Here is a 20,252-nt window from a genome sequence, read left to right as displayed (position 1 = left end):
TTGTGCACATAAGTATTCGTAGGAAAGGCCAATCATCTTCGCTATGCCGGGCGCCACGACGAAGGGAGGAGCGTCGGCAGGATGAGCGAACCGGATTACGACGCCTGGGTCGGGCGCACGCGCGAAGACCGTGACACCGCAAGCCCGGCCGCCGTGTCGATGATGGCCTGCACGCTCTCCGACCTGCCCGGCACGCCGCCGCCCGATCCCGCCCCCGGCACGCCGCTGCCCCCGCTCTGGCACTGGGGTCTCTTCCATCCCGCGGCACCGATGGACCGCCTCGGCCCCGACGGCCACCCCGAGCGCGGGGCCTTCCTGCCGCCCATCACGCTGGAACGGCGCATGTGGGCAGGCGGGGCGCTGCGCTTCCACGCCGGGCTCGCCGTCGGCGACGAGGTGCGGCGCCAGTCGCGCATCGCGCGCATCCGGCAGGTCGAGAACGAGCGCGGCGAGATGATCTTCGTCACGGTGGAGCACCGCCTCTCCGGACCGTCGGGCCTGGCCGTGGAAGAGCGGCAGGACATCGTCTACATGCCGATGCCGACAGCGTTCTCTCCCCCGAAAAAGATCCCGGCCCCAACGCGATGCGAGGCGAAGCTGACAGTGCCGATGACCGAGGCGCGGCTTTTCCGCTACTCCGCCGCGACCTTCAACGCGCACCGCATCCACTTCGACCTGCCCTACGCCACCGGGGTGGAAAAATATCCCGGCCTCGTGGTGCACGGGCCCATGCAGGCCATGTGCCTCATGGCGCTCGCCACAGAGGTCGCGGGCCGCGCACCCGACCGTTTCAGCTTTCGCGGCGTGCATCCGATGTTCGCCGGGGAGGACATCGGGCTTTGCGCCTGGCGCGGGGAGGACGCGCCGGGGCTGAGCCTCTGCACCGTGGCGGCCGCCGGCCACCAGGGGATGCAGGCCACCGCCGAATGGGAGGAATGACATGGCGATCCTGAATGGCATGCGGGTGGTCGAGGGCTCCGCCTTCGTCGCCATCCCGCTCGCGGGCATGACACTGGCGCAGATGGGTGCGGACGTGATCCGCTTCGACCGGCTGGAGGGCGGGCTCGACGCGCGGCGCTGGCCGGTGGCGCCGAACGGGCGCTCGCTCTTCTGGGCGGGGCTCAACAAGGGCAAACGCTCGGTCGCGGTCGACATGAAAAGCCCCGAGGGGCGGGAGCTCATCACCCGCATCGTCACCGCGCCCGGCGAGGATGCGGGGCTTTTCCTGACTAATCTCCGGGTGCGCGGCTGGATGGACTACGAGACGTTGTCCCGGCACCGGGCCGACCTCGTGATGCTGACGCTCACCGGCGACCGCCACGGGCGCGCGGCGGTGGATTACACCGTCAACCCGTCGCTCGGCTTTCCCGACGCCACCGGGCCCGAGGGCTCGACCGATCCGGTCGCACATGTCCTCCCGGCCTGGGACTGCATCGCGGGCAACATGGCGGTGGCGGGGCTTCTCGCGGCGGAACGGGCGCGGCTGCGCACGGGGCGCGGCCAGCAGGTGGAGATCGCGCTCAAGGACGTGGCCGCGGCGATGCTCGGCAATCTCGGCATTCTCGGCGAGACGGAGTTGACCGGCCAGAGCCGGCCAAAGGCGGGCAACGCGCTTTACGGGGCCTACGGGCAGGACTTCGTCTGTGCCTGCGGGCGGCGGGTGATGGTGGTCGGGCTGACGCAGCGCCAGTGGCGCGGCCTGCTCGACGTCACCGGAACCGCGGAGGAGATGGACGCGCTCGGCCGGAGACTCGGCCGCGACCTGTCGCAGGAAGGCGAGCGCTGGCATGCGCGCCACGAGATCACCGCGATCCTCGAACCCTGGTTCGCGGCGCGGAAGGTGGCCGATTTCGCCGATGCCTTCGACAAGGCGGGCGTCGCCTGGTCGGTCTTCCGCGATTTCCGTACCGCGATGGAGGAAGACCCCGACCTTTCCACCGAGAACCCGCTCTTCACCCGGATCGATCAGCCGGGCATCGGCGAGCTTCTGACGCCGCAAAGCCCTTTCGCGTTCTCGGCCGCACGGCGCGCGGATCCCGCGCCGGCCCCGCAGCTGGGCCAGCACACCGAAGAGGTGCTCGCCGATGTGGCCGGGCTTTCTTCGGGCGAGATCGGACGGCTGTTCGACAAGGGCGTGGTGGGCGGCCCCGTGCCCGCCGCCTGAACGGCATGCGGTTGCCTGCCGGACCGGCACGCGGCACTCTCGTTCCCCGCGCCAGGAGAGCCCGATGAAACCCTTCCTGATCCTCCAGCTTCGCCCCGAGACCGAGGTCGCCGACGACGAATACCGCGCCTTCCTCGACAAGGGCGGGATCGCGCCCGACCGCGCGCGGCGCGTCCGGCTCGACCAGGAGGCGCTTCCGGCCGACCTCGACCTCGACGATTATGCCGGCGTGATCGTGGGCGGGGGGCCCGGCTGCGTGAGCGACCCGCCCGAGGAGAAGGCGCCGGTCGAGGCGCGGATCGAGGCCGCGGTCCTTGGCCTCATGCCGGAGATCTGCGCGCGCGACCTGCCCTTTCTTGGCTGCTGCTACGGGATCGGGATCCTCGGCCGGCATCTCGGCGCCCCGGTGGGCAAGGGTCTTTACGCAGAGCCGGTCGGCGCCGTGGCCTGCGAGGTGACGCCCGACGGGCGGGGCGATCCGTTGCTCGACGGCCTGCCCGACAGCTTCGCCGCGCTCGTGGGCCACAAGGAAGCGATGGAGGCGCTTCCGAACGACGCGGCGGCGCTGGTGACGTCGGGCCCCTGCCCGTTCCAGATGGTCCGGCACCGCCGCAACGTCTACGCCACGCAATTCCACCCCGAAGCCGACGGCGAGGTGTTCGCGCTGAGGATCAGGATCTACCGCGAGCGCGGCTATTTCCATCCCGAGGAGGCCGATGCCCTGACCATCGCCTGCCGCGCGGCCGCCGTCACCTGGCCCGAGCGCATACTGCGGAACTTCGTCGCGCGATACGGCGTCTGACGCGCGCGGCACGCGCCGACAGCGCCCGCAAGCAGCGCGTCGTGCCAGGCGCGAGCCGGGGCCGGCCAAACTGAAAGGCGGGAAAGGTGGCGCACCCGATAGGATTCGAACCTATGGCCTCTGCCTTCGGAGGGCAGCGCTCTATCCAGCTGAGCTACGGGTGCCTGCGACGAGCCGTATAGGCAAAACCGCGCGGCCCTGCAAACCCAAACTTGACCCCCGGGGCCGCCCACCGGTTTGCCCTTGCCGCGAGGCGCGGCGACCGCGTAACTGTCGGCCACTCCCCCGAAGACGAGGTTCGTGCCGATGATCCGTGCGCCGCTGTCCCTTCTTGTGATCCTGCAGGCCGGGGTGTCGGCCGCGAGCCTCGTGGTCGAGATTGTCGCCGGGAGGATGCTGGCGCCCTATGTCGGCATGTCGCTTTACACCTGGACGGCGATCATCGCGGTCGTGCTCGCAGGGTTCTCTGCCGGGCACTGGTGGGGCGGGCGGATCGCCGAGCACCCGGCGCCCGGGGCGTTGCGGCGCACGGGCTGGGCGCTTATCGCAGCGGCGCTCACCACGGGCGCGGCGGTCGCGCTGCTGCGGCTCGTGGCCGATCCCGTGCTGGCGCTCTCCGGCCACCCGGTTGCCGGGATCACCGCGCTCGCGGCGGCCGTCTTCTTCCTGCCGTCTCTCTTCGCGGGCATCCCCGCGCCGGTGCTCGCGCAGATCGCCGTGAGCGAAAGCGACCGGTCCGGCCCCGCGCTCGGCGCGATGTTCGCCGCGGGCGCCATCGGCGCGATCGCGGGCACGCTGCTTGCGGGGTTCGTCTTCATCGCCTGGCTCGGCTCGACGCTCACCCTCGCCGTGGTCACGGTCTTCTACGTGGGATCCGCCGCGCTCTGCTTCTGGATGGGGCGCGTGCGTCCCGGCGCGGGCTCCACCCTCGCCGGCGCCGCGGCCGTGGCGCTGGCCGCGACCGGCCTCGCGCGCGCCGCCGTCTGCGACACGGAAAGCCAGTATTACTGCATCCGCACCGTGGATATCGCCGCCGACGCCGCCCGCCCCGTGAACCTGATGGTGCTCGACCACCTGGCCCACGGCATCAGCGCGCGCGACGCGCCGCTGGTGATGTTCACCGAGTACACCGCAATGCTCGACCGCATCGCGCGGGGGCGCATGGAGGGCCGGGAATTCTCGAGCTTCTTCATCGGCGGCGGCTCCTACTCGGTGCCGCGCGCCTGGGCCGCGCGCGCCGCGGGGCCGATCACCGTGGCCGAGATCGACCCCGCGGTGACCCGCACCGCGGCGCGCGATTTCTGGTTCGACCCCGAGAGCGCGCGCATCCTTCATGCCGACGCGCGCCGCGCGCTGCGCGAGGATCCCGCGCGCTACGACGTGATCGTGGGCGATGCCTTCACCGACATCGCGGTGCCGGCCCATCTCGTGACGCGGGAATTCTTCGAGCTGGTCCGCGAGCGCATGACGCCCGGCGGGGTCTACCTGATGAATGTCGTGGATTTCGAGCACCGTCTCGACGCGCTGGCCGCGATCGTGGCCACGCTGCGCGCCGTCTTCCCGTCGGTCGAGATCTGGACCGAGGCCACCCCGCCCGCACCGGGCGAGCGACGGGTTTTCGTGCTGGCGGCAGGCGCGGCGCCCTCCGCCTTCTCGGCCTTCACGGTGCCCGCGCCCGCGCCGACCCGCTTCGCCGTCCTGTCCGACGCGTTCCTCGATAATCTGCTGCGCGAGACGGGCGCAGGGGTGCTGACCGACGACTACTCCCCCATCGACCGGCTTGTCGGACACGACGCGAGCCCGGAGGGCTAGGGATCACGCTCAGGCGAAGAGGTCGTGGGCCAGCTCCAGCGCATCGACCAGCGCGTCGGCCTCCTCCTCGGTGTTGTAAAGCCCGAAGCTCGCCCGGCAGGTCGCCGGAATTCCAAGGAAATCCATCAGCGGCCCGGTGCAATGCTGACCCGCGCGAACGGCCACGCCCTTCTTGTCGAGAATGGTCGAGATGTCGTGCGCGTGGGCCGCGCCTTCCAGCGTGAAGGAAAAGATCGCCGCCTTGTCGCGCGTCGTGCCCTGCTGGTGAAGCCAGTTGAGCCCGTCGAGCCGCGCGCGGGTGTAGTCGCGCAGCCGGTCCTCATGCGCGGCGATATTGTCCATTCCCAGTTCCATCAGCCATTCGAGCGCCACGCCGAGGCCGATCTGCTGGACGATCCCGGGCGTGCCCGCCTCGAACTTCATCGGGGGATCGTTGTAGATCACCTCGTCCTTGTGAACCTCGCGGATCATGTCGCCGCCGCCGATGAAGGGGCGCATCTCTTCCATCCGCTCGCGGCGGATGTAGATCGCGCCCGAGCCCGAGGGCCCGTAGAGCTTGTGGCCGGTGATCGCGTAGAAGTCGCAGCCAATGTCGGAAACATTCACCTGCATGTGGACCGCGCCCTGGCTGCCGTCGACGAGCACGGGCACGCCCTTTTCGCGGGCGCCTTCGCAGATGCTTTTGACGTCCACGCGGGTGCCGAGCACGTTCGACAGGTGCGTCACCGCCACGAGCTTGGTGCGGGGCCCGATCGCGTCGATCACCGCCTGCGGGTCGAGCGCGCCGGTGGAGTCCACGTCCACCCATTTCAGCACGACGCCTTGCCGTTCGCGCAGGAAGTGCCACGGCACGATGTTGGCGTGATGCTCCATCACCGAAAGAACGATCTCGTCGCCCGCCTCCATGCGCGGCATGGCCCAGCCATAGGCCACGAGGTTGATGCCCTCGGTGGTGCCGGAGTTCAGCACGATCTCGTCCTCCGAGGGCGCGCCGAGGAAGCGCGCCACGATGCCGCGCACGCCCTCGTATTTCTCGGTGGCGAGGTTCGAGAGATAGTGCAGGCCCCGGTGCACGTTGGCGTATTCGTGGCTGTAGGCCTCCGTCACCGCGTCGATCACGCAGCGCGGCTTCTGCGCCGAGGCCCCGTTGTCGAGGTAGACGAGCGGCTTGCCGTTCACCTCCCGCGAGAGGATCGGGAACTCGGTGCGGATGGCGGACACGTCATACATTGCCTGACACTCCGAGGAAGGAGCCGCCGAAGAGCGCGAGCAGAAGCGACAGGCCGAAAGCCATGGCCAGCACGCTGAGCACGAGCACTCCGAGCGACTTGAAGATGTTGTCGTAGCCATGGGCCACGTCGATGAAATTCAGCAGGATCCAGAACCCGATCACCGCCGCCGCGATCACCACGATCGCGGCGAGCACGGGCACGAGCGGCACCAGCACCAGAAGCGCGGCCTGCACCAGCACGCGCAGGAACTGCAACCACACGAGAAGCGCCATCGTGCCGTGAAAGCTTGCCTCTCCACCAAGCGCGCGGCCCACACGATAGACCGCGAAAACCGTGGCCAGCACCCCCGTGAAGAGGAAAAGCGCGAACGCCACCGGTGACACCGTTCCCACCGGAACATCGGGCGGCGGCGGGGCAAGCTCGTTCGAAAGCCCGAAGAGCCCGGCATTGAGCACGACCGCGAGGGCGAGCGCCATCCACAACGCGTCGGACGGCACCTCCATCGCAAGGATTCGCCGTCCCGCCTCGCGCGGGTCCCGGATCGTGTCGAGGGCCAGCTGCCAGAGCGCGGCCGTGGTCATGCGGGGCCTTTCTCCGCCTCTCTGAGGCCGGCGATCCAGAACCATGTGAAAGCGAGAAACCATAACAGCCCCACGATCTGCAAGCCCGGTCCTTCGCCGACGAACCCCTTCACGAGCCCGTGCAGCAGGATGAGCGGCGAAGACGCCATCAGGGACCAGAAAAGCGCAAGCCGCGCCCCGAACCATCCGCCGCGCCCGCCAAGCGCCCGCGCCACAATGTGAGAGAGCGCGGCCAGCCCGTAGAGCAAGAGCGGCGCGACGAACAGCCACGCCATCAGAGCCCCGCCGAGAAGCGGCTGCACGTCCCTTCCCTCGAAATGCGCCTGCCGCGCGAGCGGCGGCCACTGGGAGACGAAGACGACAAGGCACGCGGCGATCAGGATCGCGAGCGCCCTGCCCTCGTTCGGCCCCATGTCCAGAAGCCGGCGCATCACCGCGGCCGGCCCCCGTCGGTAGGTGGCCGCGATGTCGCTCGTGACCGCCATCAGTCCCTGCGCCGGGCGAACCAGCCTTCAAGACGCGCCACGATGTCGTCGGCGAGGGCACGGTCCTCGATCTCATCCACCGCCTCGGCGAGGAAGGCGAGGGTCAGCATGTCGGTGGCCTCGCCCTCCGGCACGCCACGGGCGCGCAGGTAGAAAAGCGCGTCCTCGTCGATCGCCCCCGAGGTGGACCCGTGCGAACAGGCCACGTCGTCGGCATAGATCTCGAGCTCGGGCTTGGCGAGAAACTGGCTGTCGTCGTCCAGAAGCAGCGACTGGCTGATCTGGTAGCCGTCGGTCTTCTGCGCATCGGCCTTCACTAGGATCTTGCCCTGGAAGACGCCGGTGGCGCCGTTCCGCAGAACGTACTTGAAGACCTGGCGGCTTTCGCAATTCCGCGCGTCATGGGTGACGAAGACCGTGTTGTCGCCGTGGAAATCGCCATCGCCCACCGCGGCGCCCGCCACATGGGCCACGGCGTCGTCGCCGGTCAGCTCGACCACCGTCTCGTTGCGGGTCATCACCCCGTTCACCGTGAGCGTGAAGGTCTTGAAGACGCTTTCCCGGCCCAGCCGCGCGAAGGTGTGGGTGGCGGTGCGACGCTCGTGGTCGCGGCCCTGTGCGCGAACATGGTGGAACGCGCCGGTATCGGCCACATCCACCTCGAGCACCTTGTTGAACCGAGCCGCCGCCGGCCCGTTTTCCAGCAGCGTGAGTTCGGCCCCCTCTTCCACCCGGACGACATGATGCAGATAGGCGTCCGATGCCGTGTCGCGGTGGTGGTAGATCAGACTGACGGGCTTGGAGGGCTTGCCCGTCACCCGGATCAGGAGCCCGTCGCGCGCCACGGCGGTGTTCAGCGCGGCGAGCGGGCGCGGCACCGGCGCATGGCCCCGCGCCTCGAGCGCGCCGTAAAGGCCCTGCGCCCAGTGAATGTCCGCCACACCGGCCGCGGCCAGCCGCTCGATCTCGATGCCCTCGAGCGCGAGATCGTCAGAGGCCTCGGCGTCGAACGCGCCATCGACGAAAACGATCTTCAGCCGGTCGAAGGCGTCGAACATCGGCGGTTCGCCGGCGTCGAAAAGCGCGGCCTCGGGGGCCTCGGGGGCCACTAGCGTGTCGGGGCGGGTGAACTTCCAGTATTCGTCGCGCCGCCCCGGCAGGCCCATCTCGCGCACCCGCGCGAGCGCGTCGGAGCGCGCGGCCGCACTCCAGCCGCCCGCGGGCACGTCGAGCGCGGCCAGCCGCGCTTCGGTCGGATCGGTCTTGGGTTGCGCAAGCGCCATCACGCCACCTCGCTCAGCAGATCGGTGTAGCCGTTCTTCTCGACCTCGAGCGCGAGATCGGGCCCGCCGGTCTTCACGATGCGGCCGTTCGACATGATGTGCACCACGTCGGGCACGATATGGTCGAGAAGACGCTGGTAGTGCGTGATGACGAGGAAGCCGCGCCCCGCGTCGCGCAGCGCGTTCACGCCCTGGGCGACGAGCTTCATGGCATCGACGTCGAGGCCCGAATCGGTCTCGTCGAGGATGCACATCTTGGGCTCGAGCATCGCCATCTGCAGGATCTCGTTGCGCTTCTTCTCGCCGCCCGAGAAGCCCATGTTGACGGGCCGCTTCAGCATCTCGGCGTCGATGTCGAGCTCCTTGGCCTTCTCGCGGATGAGCTTGAGGAAATCGGTGGAACTCATCTCCTCCTCGCCGCGGGCCTTGCGCTGGGCGTTCACCGCGGTACGCAGGAAGGTCATGTTGCCGACGCCCGGGATCTCCACGGGATACTGGAAGGCGAGGAAAAGGCCGACGGCGGCGCGCTCCTCGGGCTCCATCCCGAGAATGTCCTCGCCCAGAAGCGTCGCGCTGCCCTCGGTCACCTCGTAGCCGTCGCGGCCGGCCAGCACGTAGGACAGCGTCGACTTGCCCGACCCGTTGGGCCCCATGATCGCGTGCACCTTGCCCGCCTCGACGGTCAGGTCCACGCCCTTCAGGATCTCTTTCGCCTCTTCGTCCTCGAGGCGCGCGTGAAGATTTCGGATTTCAAGCATTCTCTCTTCCTTTCCGTCGGCTTGCGCGCCGATCCTCTTTCCTCGCCCTATAGCCGCTCGCGTCGCGCGCCCGACGCGCGACAAGGCCGATCGGGCCGTTTCGTGCTCAGCCCAGCTTTACCGCCGTGCCCGAGGCCGACACCATCAGCATGGAATTGATGACCTCGTAATCGATATCGACGCCGACCACGGCATCGGCCCCCTTGGCCGCGGCGCGATCCTCCATCTCCCGCAGCGCGGTCTCCCGCGCCTCGGCAAGGCTCGCCTCATAGGCGCCCGAGCGGCCGCCGATGATGTCGGTGATCCCGGCGAAAACGTCCCGGAAGACATTCGCGCCGAGGATCGCCTCGCCGGTGACGATGCCGTGGTATCGGGCGATCTGGTAACCCTCGACGCTGTTCGTGGTGGTCACGATCATGCCGCGCCGCTCCTGCCGGAGACGGCGGGGCGCGTCCGCGCGCCCCGCCCGGGCCCCGTCGATCCCTTTCGGCTCACCCAACCGACCCTTCGAGCGAGATGGCCACGAGCTGCTGCGCCTCCATCGCGAACTCCATCGGAAGGGCCTGCAGCACCTCCTTGGCGAACCCGTTGACGATGAGCGCCACGGCTTCCTCCTCGTCCATGCCGCGCTGGCGGCAGTAGAACATCTGGTCGTCGTCCACCTTGGAGGTGGTGGCCTCGTGCTCCACCCGGGATGAGTTGTTCTTCACCTCGATGTAGGGAACCGTGTGCGCACCGCACTTGTTGCCGATGAGCAGGCTGTCGCACTGGGTGTAGTTCCGGCTGTTCTTGGCCTTGGGGTGCATCGAGACGAGGCCGCGATAGGTGTTCTGCGCATGCCCCGCCGAGATGCCCTTGGACACGATCCGCGAGCGGGTGTTCTTGCCCAGGTGCACCATCTTCGTGCCGGTGTCGGCCTGCTGGTGGTTGTTCGTGATCGCGATCGAGTAGAACTCGCCCTGGCTGTCGTCGCCCCGCAGGATGCAGGAGGGATACTTCCACGTCACCGAGGAGCCGGTCTCGACCTGCGTCCACATCACCTTGGAGCGGTCGCCGCGGCAGTCGGCGCGCTTCGTCACGAAGTTGTAGATGCCGCCCTTGCCGTCCTCGTCGCCCGGGTACCAGTTCTGGACCGTGGAGTATTTCACCTCCGCGTCCTCCTCGGCGATGATCTCGACCACCGCGGCGTGAAGCTGCGACTCGTCGCGCTGGGGCGCGGTGCAGCCCTCGAGGTAGCTGACATAGGAGCCCTTGTCGGCGATGATGAGCGTCCGCTCGAACTGGCCCGTGTTCTCGGCGTTGATGCGGAAATAGGTGCTGAGTTCCATCGGGCAGCGCACGCCCGGCGGAATGTAGACGAAGGAGCCGTCGGAGAAGACGGCCGAGTTCAGCGTGGCGTAGAAATTGTCCGAGACCGGCACGACCGACCCCAGATATTTCTTCACGAGATCCGGATGCTCCTTGATGGCCTCGGAGATCGAGCAGAAGATCACGCCTGCCTTCTTCAGCTCCGCCTGGAAGGTGGTGCCCACGCTCACGCTGTCGAAAACGGCGTCCACGGCGACCTTGCGGCCCTCGGCAGGTGCCTCTTCGGCGCCCTCGACCCCCGCGAGGATCATCTGCTCCTTGAGCGGGATGCCGAGCTTTTCATAGGTGGCCAGAAGCTTCGGGTCCACGTCGTCCAGCGACTTGGGCTTCTCCGCCATGCTCTTCGGCCGGGCATAGTAATACTGGTTCTGGAAGTCGATGTCGGGATAGTCGATGAACGCCCAGGAGGGCTCCTTCATCTCCAGCCAGCGCTCGTAGGCCTGAAGCCGCCATTCCGTCATCCAGCCGGGCTCTTCGTTCTTCTCCGAGATCAGGCGCACGATGTCGGACGTCAGACCCTTCGGCGCGAAATCCATCTCGATCTCGGTTTCCCAGCCATACTTGTACTTGCCGCCGACCTCGCGAACGGCCTCGACGGTCTCGCGGTCCACGCCTTCCTTCACTTCGGCATTGTCCAGTGCGGCCATGACGGTCTCCTGTCCTTGATGGCTCACGCCGCGCGGGCGCGAAACTTCCGGTGCTGTCGTCCCCACGCCTCGGCGAAGCGCAGGATATCCTCTTCTGTCGTATCCGGGCCGAGACTGACGCGCAGCGCGCCGCCGGCCACGGCGTCGTCGTATCCCATCGTCCGGAGCACGCGGCTCGCGCGGACCTTGCCGCTAGAACACGCGGACCCGGCCGATACCGCGAAGCCCGCCAGATCCATCTGCATCACCTGCGTCTCGCCCTTCCATCCGGGCACGGCGAAACAACTGGTGTTGGGCAGCCGCGGCCCCGAGTTCCCGACAAAAATAATCTCGCTTGAATGGGCAGCAAGAGCGTTTTCTAGAATATTTCTAAGTTCTGCGACCCGGTCCCAGACACCGTCGGCCAGATCGCGCGCGGCCGCCTCGGCGGCGGCGCCGAACCCCGCGATCCCGATCAGGTTCTCCGTGCCGGACCGGCGCCCCATCTCCTGCCCGCCGCCGCGCATCTGCGCGCCCACGTCGAGGCCCTGCCGCAGAAAGAGCGCGCCCACGCCCTTGGGCCCGCCCAGCTTGTGCGCCGAGGCGAGCGCCATCTCCGCGCCCGTCCAGTTGAACGCCACGGGAAGCTTGCCGAAGGCCTGGGTCATGTCGCTCACGGCGATCCCCCGGGGCAGATCCTGCACCACGCCGGTCTCGGAATTGGCGAGTTGCAGGGCGGTGCGCCCGGGATTCTCGACCGCGACCTGCCCTGCGCCATCCACCGGCAGGACGGGATCGACCCAGGCCGCGACGGCGTCATGCTCCACGTCGCCCGCCACGAGGCCGCGCCCGGCACAGGCCAGCGCCGCGGCCTCCGTCGCGCCCGAGGTGAACACGATGTCCGCGCCCTCGGCCCCGAAGGCCGCGGCCACCTGCGCGCGGGCCCGCTCCAGCAGCGCCTTCGCCGCGCGGCCTTCGGCGTGCACCGAGGACGGGTTGCCCGTCACCTCCATCACCGCGATCATCGCGGCGCGGGCCTCGGGGCGCAGCGGCGCGGTGGCGTTCCAGTCGAGGAAGGCCCGGATCATTCGTCCACCAGCGCGAAGATGTCCGGCACCGCGGGGCACGGGGCCAGCGCGTTCTCCACGACGTCGGAAAGCCGCGTCTGGTGCAGGAAGACGTAGACCTGCGCCGACAGGCTTTCCCAGAGCCGGTTCGTCAGCGACTGCGCCCGGCTGCCGGACAGCCCGCCCTTGGCGCCGGCGCCCTTGTGCATGGCGTCCACCGTCTCGTCCACGGCCTGCAGCACGTCCACCACGGTGATCTCCGTCGCCGGGCGGGCCAGCCTGTAGCCGCCCCCCGGGCCGCGCACCGACTCGACGAGACCGGCGCGCCGAAGCTTCACGAAAAGCTGCTCGAGATAGGGAAGCGAGATCGACTGCCGCCGTGATATGTCGCCGAGGGACACGAGCTCGCCTTGCGGCTGCAGCGCGATGTCGGTCAGCGCGACCATGGCGTAGCGCCCCTTCGTGGAGAGTTTCACTGGATTGCGCCCCTGCGACAATGTTGACCTGATGCGCGCCAGCGCTTAACTGACCGCCAGCCCGAAGCCATGCCCAGCATCATAGGCTTAGAACAGTTCTAAAGTATGCGAGGGAATTCGTCAACAATTCCCGCATCGCAAGGAGTCTTCCCGACATGCCCGAGGTGATTTTCGCAGGACCGGAGGGCCGCCTGGAAGGCCGCTACCATCCGCAGAAGGAACGCGACGCGCCCATCGCGATCATGCTGCACCCGCACCCGCAGTTCGGGGGCACGATGAACAACAAGGTCGTCTACAACCTTCACTACGCGTTCCATCGCATGGGTTTCACCGTCCTGCGCTTCAACTTTCGCGGCGTGGGCCGCAGCCAGGGCGAGTACGACCAGGGCGTGGGAGAGCTGTCCGACGCGGCCTCCGCGCTTGACTACCTTCAGTCGCTGAACGCGAACTCCAAGCATTGCTGGGTCGCGGGCTTCTCCTTCGGCGCCTGGATCGGGATGCAGCTTCTGATGCGCCGCCCCGAGATCACGGGCTTCGTCTCGGTCTCGCCGCCGGCCAACATGTACGATTTCTCGTTCCTCGCGCCCTGCCCGTCCTCGGGCCTCATCATCAACGGCTCGGCCGACCGCGTGGCCCCGCCTGCCGACACCGCCGCGCTGGTCGCGAAGCTCAAGGACCAGAAGGGCATCACCATCACCCACGAAGAGATCGAAGGCGCGGGCCACTTCTTCGAGGGCCCGCACATGGACAGCATGATAGACACCGTGACCGGCTACGTGAAACGCCGGCTGACGGAAACGACGCGCTGATGGGCGTCGCCGAGGATCTCGCCGACGCGCTGGCGCGCGACGTGATCGCGGCGGCCGAAGAGCTGGGCGACGACACGGTCATCGACGAGGTCGCCAAGGCGCTTGGCCAATCCTCCACCACGACGGAGGAGGCATTCATGACATCGGTGCGCGTGCGCATCGCGGAACGCCGCGCGCGGCGCGTGCTCGAAAAGGCCGTGGCGCGCCGGCGCGCCGAGGGCGCGACGCCCGCGCCCGCCCCGAAGGACGGCAGCGCGGAAAGTGGCGCCACGCCCGCGACCAAGGGCAGCTCGGCGCCAGGCCCCGCCCCGGCCCCGGCGCCCAAGCGCGCGGACACGCGGCGGTCGGGGCCGCGCATCCCGCGCCCGCCCGCAACGCCGCGGCCGAAAACCGACGGCGACCGCTAGACCGGAACAGTCGGCCGGCCGCGTGGCGCGGCGCCGCACCCACGCGCTGCAAAGAAGAGGAAGATCCTGTGGATCACGCCTGCCCGGGGCCACGCCTCAGGCGCTTTCGGACCGCGCCGCAGAAGCTTGCGCCTTGGCGGCTTTCTTCTTTTCCGCGACCTTTTCCGCCAGATCGCGCGCGATCGCGAAGGCGCCGCGTATCTTGTCGGCCTCTCTTGCCCAGTCGCGCCGGACCACGATCTTGTTGTCGCGGACCTTCGCCAGGCCGTCCTGCGCCTTGATGAATTCCACCAGCCCTTCGGGGTTGGCGAACTTGTCGTTGTGGAACTGGATCGTCGCGCCCTTGGGCCCGCCGTCCAGCTTCGCGATGCCCGCGCGCTTGCACATCGCCTTGATCCGCACCACCAGCAGAAGCGTGTTCACCTCCTTCGGCAATTTGCCGAAGCGGTCGATCAACTCGGCGGCGAAGCCTTCGAGCTCCACCTTGGTCGTGAGCGACGACAGACGCCGATAAAGCCCCAGCCGCACGTCGAGGTCCGGCACGTAATCCTCCGGAATGAGGACCGGAACGCCGAGGTTGATCTGCGGCGCCCATTGCTCATCGGCCTCCGAAAGGCCTTCCATCTCGCCCGCGCGGATCTTGGCGATCGCCTCCTCCAGCATGGTCTGGTAGAGTTCGTAGCCCACATCGCGCATCTGCCCGGACTGCTCTTCGCCCAGAAGATTGCCCGCGCCGCGGATGTCGAGATCCTGGCTTGCCAGCGTGAAGCCCGCGCCGAGCGTGTCGAGGCTGCCCAGCACCCTCAGTCGCTTCTCCGCGGCGGGCGTGAGCGGCGCGCGCGGCTTGGTGGTGAGGTAGGCATAGGCGCGCGTCTTGGCACGCCCCACCCGCCCCCGGATCTGGTAGAGCTGCGCGAGTCCGAAGAGGTCCGCGCGCCACACCACCATCGTGTTGGCCGTGGGGATGTCGAGGCCGGATTCCACGATCGTGGTGGCCAGCAGCACGTCGTACTTGCCGTCGTAGAAGGCGTTCATCCGGTCGTCGAGCTCGCCGGCGGCCATCTGGCCGTGGGCTATGACGTAGCTTACCTCCGGCACCTGCTCCTGAAGGAACGCCTCCATCTCGGGCAGGTCCTTGATGCGCGGCACCACGAAGAAGCTTTGCCCGCCGCGGTAATGCTCGCGCAGAAGCGCCTCGCGCACCGTCACCGCGTCGAACTCGCTCACATAGGTGCGAATCGCCAGCCGGTCGACGGGCGGGGTCCCGATGATGCTGAGATCCCGCACACCCGAAAGCGACAGTTGCAGCGTGCGCGGGATCGGCGTCGCGGTGAGCGTGAGCACATGCACGTCCGAGCGCAATTGCTTCAGCCGCTCCTTGTGAGAGACGCCGAAATGCTGCTCCTCGTCGATGACGAGGAGACCGAGGTTCCGGAACCGCACGCTCTTGGCCAGCAGGGCGTGGGTACCCACCACGATGTCCACCGTGCCCTTGGCAAGCCCCTCGCGCGTGGCGGCCGCGTCCTTCTGCGACACGAAGCGCGAGAGCGCGCGCACCTCCAGCGGAAAGCCGCGGAACCGCTCGCGGAAGCTTTGCGCATGCTGGCGGGCCAGCAGCGTGGTGGGCGCGATCACCGCGACCTGCACGCCCGACATGGCCGCCACGAAGGCCGCGCGCATCGCCACCTCGGTCTTGCCGAAGCCCACGTCGCCGCAGATCAGCCGGTCCATCGGATGGCCGGAGGTCATGTCGTCGAGCACCGCCTCGATGGCGGAAAGCTGGTCGTCGGTTTCCTGGTAGGGAAAGCGCGCCGAGAACTCCTCCCAGGCGTGGGGCGGCGGGTCGAGCACCGGCGCCTTGCGCAGCGCACGCTCGGCCGCCACGCGGATGAGCCGGTCGGCCATCTCGCGGATGCGTTCCTTGAGCCGCGCCTTCTTGGCCTGCCACGCGCCGCCGCCCAGCTTGTCGAGAAGCCCTTCCTCGTGGCCGTAGCGGCTCAGAAGCTCGATGTTCTCGACCGGCAGGTAGAGCTTGGCGCCCTCGGCGTATTCCAGGCGCAGGCACTCATGCGCGGCGCCCGCCGCGGTGATCACCTCGAGGCCCATGTAGCGCCCGATCCCATGCTCCACATGGACCACCAGATCGCCCGGCGAAAGCGATTGCGCCTCGGTCAGGAAATTCTCTGCGCGGCGGCGCTTCTTCGGGGCGCGGATCAGCCTGTCGCCCAGCACGTCCTGCTCGGCGATCACGGTCATGTCGGTCGTCTCGAACCCCTGCTCGAGCGGCCAGACGGCCAGGTGCAGGCCCGTCTTGCCAAGGCGCGAGGCGTCGGTGACGGGCACGGCCCCCACGAGGCCCTCGTCCTCCAGAAGCCCGGAAAGCCGTTCGCGCGCGCCTTCGGAATAGGACGCGACGAGCACCGGGCCATCCTGCATCTTGGCGCGAATATGATCGGCCAGAACACTGAAAAGGTTCACCTTCTCGTTTTGTCGTTCGGGCGTGAAGCTACGCCCGATCCGGCCGCCTGCGTCCACGATGCCCGGGCCGGACGCCCGCGGAAGCGGGGAGAACTGCACCACCCGCCGGTCGTCGAGCGCCGTGTCGAGCGCCGCCTCGTCGAGGTAGAGCTCTCCCGGCGGGACGGGCTTGTAGACGGTGTCGATGCGGCCCTTCTGGCTCATGGCCTCGCGGCGCGCCTCGTACTGGTCGACGATGCCCTCCCATCGCGCCAGGTGCGCCGGACGGGTCTGGTCGTCGAGCGTCACCGGCGCGCACGGCAGATAGTCGAAAAGCGTCTCCAGCCTCTCGTGGAACAGCGGCAGCCAGTGTTCGGCGCCCTGGTGCTTGCGCCCCGCGCTCACCGCCTCGTAGAGCGGATCGTCGCTGCCCGCCGCGCCGAACTCGATCCGGTAATTCTGGCGGAACCGCAGGATCGACGCCTCGTCCAGGATCACCTCGGAGACTGGGGCGAGTTCCACCCGCTCCAGCGCTTCGGTGGTCCGCTGGCTTGCCGGGTCGAACCGGCGCGCCCCGTCGAGAACGTCGCCGAAGAGGTCGAGGCGCACCGGCCCGCCCTCGCCGGGCGGATAGATGTCGATGATGCCGCCGCGGATCGCGTAGTCGCCCGGTTCGGTCACGGTGGGCGCCTGCGCGAAACCCATCCGCGCGAGAAAGCCCCGCAGCGCCGCCTCGTCGAGGCGGTGGCCGACCAGCGCGGTGAAGGCGGCCTCGCGCAGCACCTCGCGGGGCGGCAGAAACTGGGTGGCCGAACTCATCGTGGTCAAGAGCACGAAGCGCGAGGGCGCACCGTGCACGAGCGCGGCGAGTGTCGCCATCCGCGCGGCCGAGATGTCGGGGTTGGGCGACACCCGGTCATAGGGCAGGCAATCCCAGGCCGGAAAGCGCAGCACCGGAATTCCCGGATCGAAGAAGGCGAGCGCGGCCTCGGTGGCGGCCATGCGCTTGTCGTCGCGCGCGACATGGATCACGGGCCCCTCGGCGCGCGCGACCTCGCGCAGAAGCAGCCTGGCGTCGTAGCCTTCGGGCGCGCCGCCCATCGTGATCGTGCGGGGGTCTGTCATGAGACGCCTCATCTGTCGCGCGCGCATCGCCTCGTCAAGACGCAAGCGCCGGGGCCACCGTCAGTAGGGCAAGGCACCGATCGCGATATTCTGATACATGCCCCAGAGCGAGGTGACGAAGATCGACAGCAGGCCGATCACCTGCGTCCAGAAACGCAGGACGCGCAGCTTGCGGCGCAGCGCCTCTCCCTTCAGGCCGTCCCGCCGGATCTGGCCTGCGGCCCGCAGGCCCAGAAGCCAGACGAACCCCAGCGGCGTCACCAGAAGGAACGTGGCCTGGGCGAACTCGATCCCGTAACCGAAGCCCATCACGATCAGCCCGGTGAGCAGGAAGAAGACGAGCATCGTGAGCCACAGACCCGCCACATGCACGATGTGGAGCATCCGGTCGCAGTTGATGCGCACCAGGTCGTGCAGGTCTGCCTCAGCCCGGCCGCCATGGCGACGGGCACGGGCAACCATGTCGAAGGGCACGCCCAGCACCCAGTGACTGGCCGAGGACCAGACCACCGCAAGCGCGATCCAGTACCACAGGTTCGAGAACGATCGCATGTCGATCACTTCGAAAACCACAAGATGCCAATCCACAGCGTCGGGCCCCGCGTCGTTCGTCGTGAAGCCCCCTTAACCTGCCACGCGGCGCTTGCCCATAGCCCGGGCGCAGGACGCGCGAGGGGGGGGCTGGACAAGCGCGGCCTGCGCGGTACACCCGCGGGGAGGTTCCCGTTCCGAAAGGCCCGCCCATGCAGCCCATCCAGGCCCCCTTCCCCGCCACGCGTTTCCGTCGCAGCCGGGCCCGCGCCGCGACCCGCGCGCTGACGCGGGAGACGACGCTCACGGCCGACGATCTCATCTGGCCGGTCTTCCTGCGCGATGGCGAGGGCGTGGAGGAAGAGGTGCCATCTATGCCCGGCGTCTTCCGGCGCAGCGTGGACCGGGTGGTGGAGGCGGCGGCGGAGGCACACGCGCTGGGCATCCCCGCGATCTGCCTTTTTCCCTACACCGACCCGGACAGGAAGACGAAGGACTGCGCCGAGGCCTGGAATCCGGAAAACCTGTCGAACCGGGCCACGCGCGCGATTAAGGCCGAGGTTCCCGGCATCGCGGTGATGACCGACGTGGCGCTCGACCCATACAACATCGACGGCCATGACGGCTTCGTGCACGCGGGCCGGGTCGTCAACGACGAGACGGTCGAGGCGCTGGTGCGCCAGGCGCTTTCGCAGGCCGAGGCCGGCGCCGACATCATCGGCCCCTCCGACATGATGGACGGGCGCATCGGCGCGTTGCGCGACGCGCTCGAGGCGGAGGGCCACCACGACGTGATGCTGATGAGCTACGCGGCGAAATACGCCTCGGCCTTCTATGGTCCCTTCCGCGACGCGGTCGGCGCCTCGGGCGCGCTCAAGGGCGACAAGAAGACCTACCAGATGGATCCCGGCAATTCGGACGAGGCGCTGCGGCTCGTGACGCGCGACCTGTCGGAAGGGGCGGACGCGGTGATGGTGAAGCCCGGCATGCCGTATCTCGACATCTGCCGCCGCGTGAAGGACGGCTTCGGCGCGCCGACCTTCGCCTACCAGGTGTCGGGCGAATACGCGATGATCGAGGCGGCCGCCCGCAACGGCTGGGTCGACGGCGAGCGCGTGATGCTGGAAAGCCTGCTGGCGTTCAAGCGCGCGGGCTGCGACGGCATTCTCACCTATTTCGCCCCGCGTGCAGCGCGCGCGCTGCGCGAGGGGTGAGGCCGCGCGGTCCGGCGAGCGAAGCCCCGCCGAGCGGACGGTTGCAGGGTGACACGCGCCCCGGGACACCGTATAAAGTAGCCGTAACCGGTTCGACCACAAGAACCGGCCAGGCTCAGGCAAGGAACAGGCAGACAGATGACACTCATGACCCGACGCGCCTTCGCCGTCTCGGCTCTCGCGCTCGCCGCGGGATGCTCGAACGGTATCGGCGGTGACGGCGCGCAGCGCCTCGACGCCCGCGTGGACGCCACGCTGGCCCGGATGTACGCCGATTTCCCCGGAACCCGCCAGCTGGCCGACAAGTCGGTGGGCATGCTGGTCATGCCGGTCGTGACCGAGGCCGGTCTCGGCTTCGGCGGGGCCTACGGGCGCGGCGCGCTTCGCGTGGGCGGCGTGACGGTGGACTACTACTCGGCCACCCGCGCCAGCATCGGCCCGCAGATCGGCGGCCAGCAATATTCCCACGTGCTGTTCTTCATGACCGAAGACGCGCTCCGGGAATTCCGCACGAGCCCGGGCTGGGCGGCGGGCGCCGACGTCGAATACGTCTTCAACAATATCGGAGAGGCGCTCAAGGCCGAGACGACGACCTCGATCTCGCCGGTGATCGCGGTGGTCTTCGGCCAGGCCGGGGTGCGCGTCGGCGCCACGATCGAGGGCACCAAGTACACGCGCATCATCCCGTGAGCGACCGGCGCGCCCGCCGCCCGGGCGCGCCGCAGCACCCGGCTAGTGCAGCGTGAATTCGCCCACCACGCTGCGCCACTCGCCCGGCGCGATCATCTTGCGGTGGGTGAAACGCACCGAATGGAGCGGACCCTCGATCTCGGTCTGCCAGAATTCAATGAAATCGAAGAGGCGCGGATGATCCGGCGCGAGGTCGTAATCCTGCCAGATGAAACTGTTGAGGACGCTCCTGTAGTCCGGCATCCGGTAGAAGAGTTCCGCTGTCGTCAGCCCGTAGCCCTTCAGCATGAGTTCGGTTTCGCGCTCCATTCGCATCCTCCTGGCCTGCTGGTCCGAACAGGATGCCGAATCGTGATTACTTTTCA

Annotated in this window: 20 protein-coding genes and 1 tRNA gene; 8 read left to right on the top strand and 13 right to left on the bottom strand. The window is 68.5% G+C overall.

Translation table 11 applies throughout. The features are described 5' to 3' along the window. Positions 1-81: 81 nt before the first annotated feature. The 3 genes from AB6A69_RS06230 to AB6A69_RS06220 all read left to right on the top strand — a co-directional run bounded on the left by AB6A69_RS06230 (position 82) and on the right by AB6A69_RS06220 (position 2,966). Positions 82-939 (top strand): MaoC family dehydratase N-terminal domain-containing protein, encoded by an 858-nt coding sequence (locus tag AB6A69_RS06230; protein ID WP_371060128.1) that lies wholly within the window; start codon positions 82-84, stop codon positions 937-939. A gap of 1 nt (position 940) precedes the next feature. Continuing rightward, the gene (locus tag AB6A69_RS06225) at positions 941-2,164 is read left to right on the top strand and encodes a CoA transferase (RefSeq protein ID WP_371060127.1); all 1,224 of its coding nucleotides are present in this window, start codon (positions 941-943) and stop codon (positions 2,162-2,164) included. A gap of 64 nt (positions 2,165-2,228) precedes the next feature. Continuing rightward, complete coding sequence (locus AB6A69_RS06220) at positions 2,229-2,966, top strand: glutamine amidotransferase (protein WP_371060126.1); 738 nt, start codon at positions 2,229-2,231, stop codon at positions 2,964-2,966. Between the two features lie 87 nt (positions 2,967-3,053). Here AB6A69_RS06220 and AB6A69_RS06215 read toward each other — a convergent pair. Next, positions 3,054-3,130, bottom strand: a tRNA-Arg gene (locus AB6A69_RS06215). A gap of 142 nt (positions 3,131-3,272) precedes the next feature. Here AB6A69_RS06215 and AB6A69_RS06210 point away from each other — a divergent pair. After that, complete coding sequence (locus tag AB6A69_RS06210; protein ID WP_371060125.1) at positions 3,273-4,778, top strand: fused MFS/spermidine synthase; 1,506 nt, start codon at positions 3,273-3,275, stop codon at positions 4,776-4,778. Positions 4,779-4,787: 9 nt separating this feature from the next. On the opposite strand, the gene AB6A69_RS06205 is transcribed toward AB6A69_RS06210, so the two are convergent. From AB6A69_RS06205 to AB6A69_RS06165, 9 genes are all read right to left on the bottom strand, one after another. Continuing rightward, the gene (locus AB6A69_RS06205; protein WP_371060124.1) at positions 4,788-6,008 is read right to left on the bottom strand and encodes a cysteine desulfurase; all 1,221 of its coding nucleotides are present in this window, start codon (positions 6,006-6,008) and stop codon (positions 4,788-4,790) included. After that, positions 6,001-6,591 (bottom strand): YIP1 family protein, encoded by a 591-nt coding sequence (locus AB6A69_RS06200; protein ID WP_371055497.1) that lies wholly within the window; start codon positions 6,589-6,591, stop codon positions 6,001-6,003. The genes AB6A69_RS06205 and AB6A69_RS06200 overlap by 8 nt, the downstream gene beginning before the upstream one ends. Next, the gene (locus AB6A69_RS06195) at positions 6,588-7,076 is read right to left on the bottom strand and encodes a YIP1 family protein (protein ID WP_371060123.1); all 489 of its coding nucleotides are present in this window, start codon (positions 7,074-7,076) and stop codon (positions 6,588-6,590) included. Before AB6A69_RS06195 ends, AB6A69_RS06200 begins: the two co-directional genes overlap by 4 nt. Continuing rightward, entirely contained in the window at positions 7,076-8,359 is a 1,284-nt protein-coding gene (gene sufD / locus AB6A69_RS06190; RefSeq protein ID WP_371060122.1) for a Fe-S cluster assembly protein SufD, read from the bottom strand. The genes AB6A69_RS06195 and sufD overlap by 1 nt, the downstream gene beginning before the upstream one ends. Continuing rightward, complete coding sequence (sufC, locus tag AB6A69_RS06185) at positions 8,359-9,117, bottom strand: Fe-S cluster assembly ATPase SufC (protein WP_371038977.1); 759 nt, start codon at positions 9,115-9,117, stop codon at positions 8,359-8,361. Before sufC ends, sufD begins: the two co-directional genes overlap by 1 nt. Before the next feature lie 106 nt (positions 9,118-9,223). Next, positions 9,224-9,535 carry a heavy metal-binding domain-containing protein gene (locus AB6A69_RS06180; RefSeq protein ID WP_371038978.1) on the bottom strand — a complete coding sequence of 104 codons (312 nt, stop codon included), beginning with the start codon at positions 9,533-9,535 and terminating at the stop codon, positions 9,224-9,226. A gap of 73 nt (positions 9,536-9,608) precedes the next feature. After that, on the bottom strand, positions 9,609-11,132 hold the full coding sequence (gene sufB / locus AB6A69_RS06175) for a Fe-S cluster assembly protein SufB (RefSeq protein WP_371055500.1): 1,524 nt from the start codon (positions 11,130-11,132) through the stop codon (positions 9,609-9,611). 23 nt (positions 11,133-11,155) lie between these two features. After that, positions 11,156-12,199 (bottom strand): cysteine desulfurase family protein, encoded by a 1,044-nt coding sequence (locus AB6A69_RS06170; protein ID WP_371060121.1) that lies wholly within the window; start codon positions 12,197-12,199, stop codon positions 11,156-11,158. Then, positions 12,196-12,654, bottom strand: coding sequence for an Rrf2 family transcriptional regulator (locus AB6A69_RS06165; protein ID WP_371038981.1), 459 nt, complete (start codon positions 12,652-12,654; stop codon positions 12,196-12,198). The genes AB6A69_RS06170 and AB6A69_RS06165 overlap by 4 nt, the downstream gene beginning before the upstream one ends. Positions 12,655-12,809: 155 nt before the next feature. On the opposite strand from AB6A69_RS06165, the gene AB6A69_RS06160 reads away from it, so the two are divergent. Together AB6A69_RS06160 and AB6A69_RS06155 are read left to right on the top strand one after the other, a co-directional pair. Beyond that, a complete protein-coding gene (locus AB6A69_RS06160) occupies positions 12,810-13,463 on the top strand; it encodes an alpha/beta hydrolase (protein WP_371038982.1) in 654 nt (217 codons plus the stop codon). Further along, positions 13,463-13,870: a hypothetical protein gene (locus AB6A69_RS06155; protein ID WP_371038983.1), complete on the top strand. Its 408-nt coding sequence runs from the start codon at positions 13,463-13,465 to the stop codon at positions 13,868-13,870. Before AB6A69_RS06160 ends, AB6A69_RS06155 begins: the two co-directional genes overlap by 1 nt. Positions 13,871-13,966: 96 nt before the next feature. On the opposite strand, the gene mfd is transcribed toward AB6A69_RS06155, so the two are convergent. Then, on the bottom strand, positions 13,967-17,452 hold the full coding sequence (mfd, locus tag AB6A69_RS06150; RefSeq protein ID WP_371060120.1) for a transcription-repair coupling factor: 3,486 nt from the start codon (positions 17,450-17,452) through the stop codon (positions 13,967-13,969). Positions 17,453-17,512: 60 nt separating this feature from the next. Beyond that, a complete protein-coding gene (locus AB6A69_RS06145; RefSeq protein ID WP_371038985.1) occupies positions 17,513-18,004 on the bottom strand; it encodes a component of SufBCD complex in 492 nt (163 codons plus the stop codon). Between the two features lie 191 nt (positions 18,005-18,195). Here AB6A69_RS06145 and hemB point away from each other — a divergent pair, with 191 nt between their 5' ends. Then, on the top strand, positions 18,196-19,197 hold the full coding sequence (hemB, locus tag AB6A69_RS06140) for a porphobilinogen synthase (RefSeq protein ID WP_371060119.1): 1,002 nt from the start codon (positions 18,196-18,198) through the stop codon (positions 19,195-19,197). 138 nt (positions 19,198-19,335) lie between these two features. Next, positions 19,336-19,887 (top strand): YSC84-related protein, encoded by a 552-nt coding sequence (locus tag AB6A69_RS06135; RefSeq protein WP_371060118.1) that lies wholly within the window; start codon positions 19,336-19,338, stop codon positions 19,885-19,887. 42 nt (positions 19,888-19,929) lie between these two features. Here the strand turns inward: AB6A69_RS06135 and AB6A69_RS06130 are convergent, their stop codons facing one another. Then, the gene (locus AB6A69_RS06130; protein WP_371060117.1) at positions 19,930-20,196 is read right to left on the bottom strand and encodes an usg protein; all 267 of its coding nucleotides are present in this window, start codon (positions 20,194-20,196) and stop codon (positions 19,930-19,932) included. Between the last annotated feature and the right edge of the window lie 56 nt (positions 20,197-20,252).

Origin of the sequence: Rhodosalinus sp. 5P4 (assembly GCF_041365695.1) — a bacterium.
Lineage (GTDB): Bacteria > Pseudomonadota > Alphaproteobacteria > Rhodobacterales > Rhodobacteraceae > Rhodosalinus.
The sequence above is the reverse complement of the archived record's forward strand: the minus strand, read 5'-3'. Positions and strand labels throughout refer to the sequence as shown.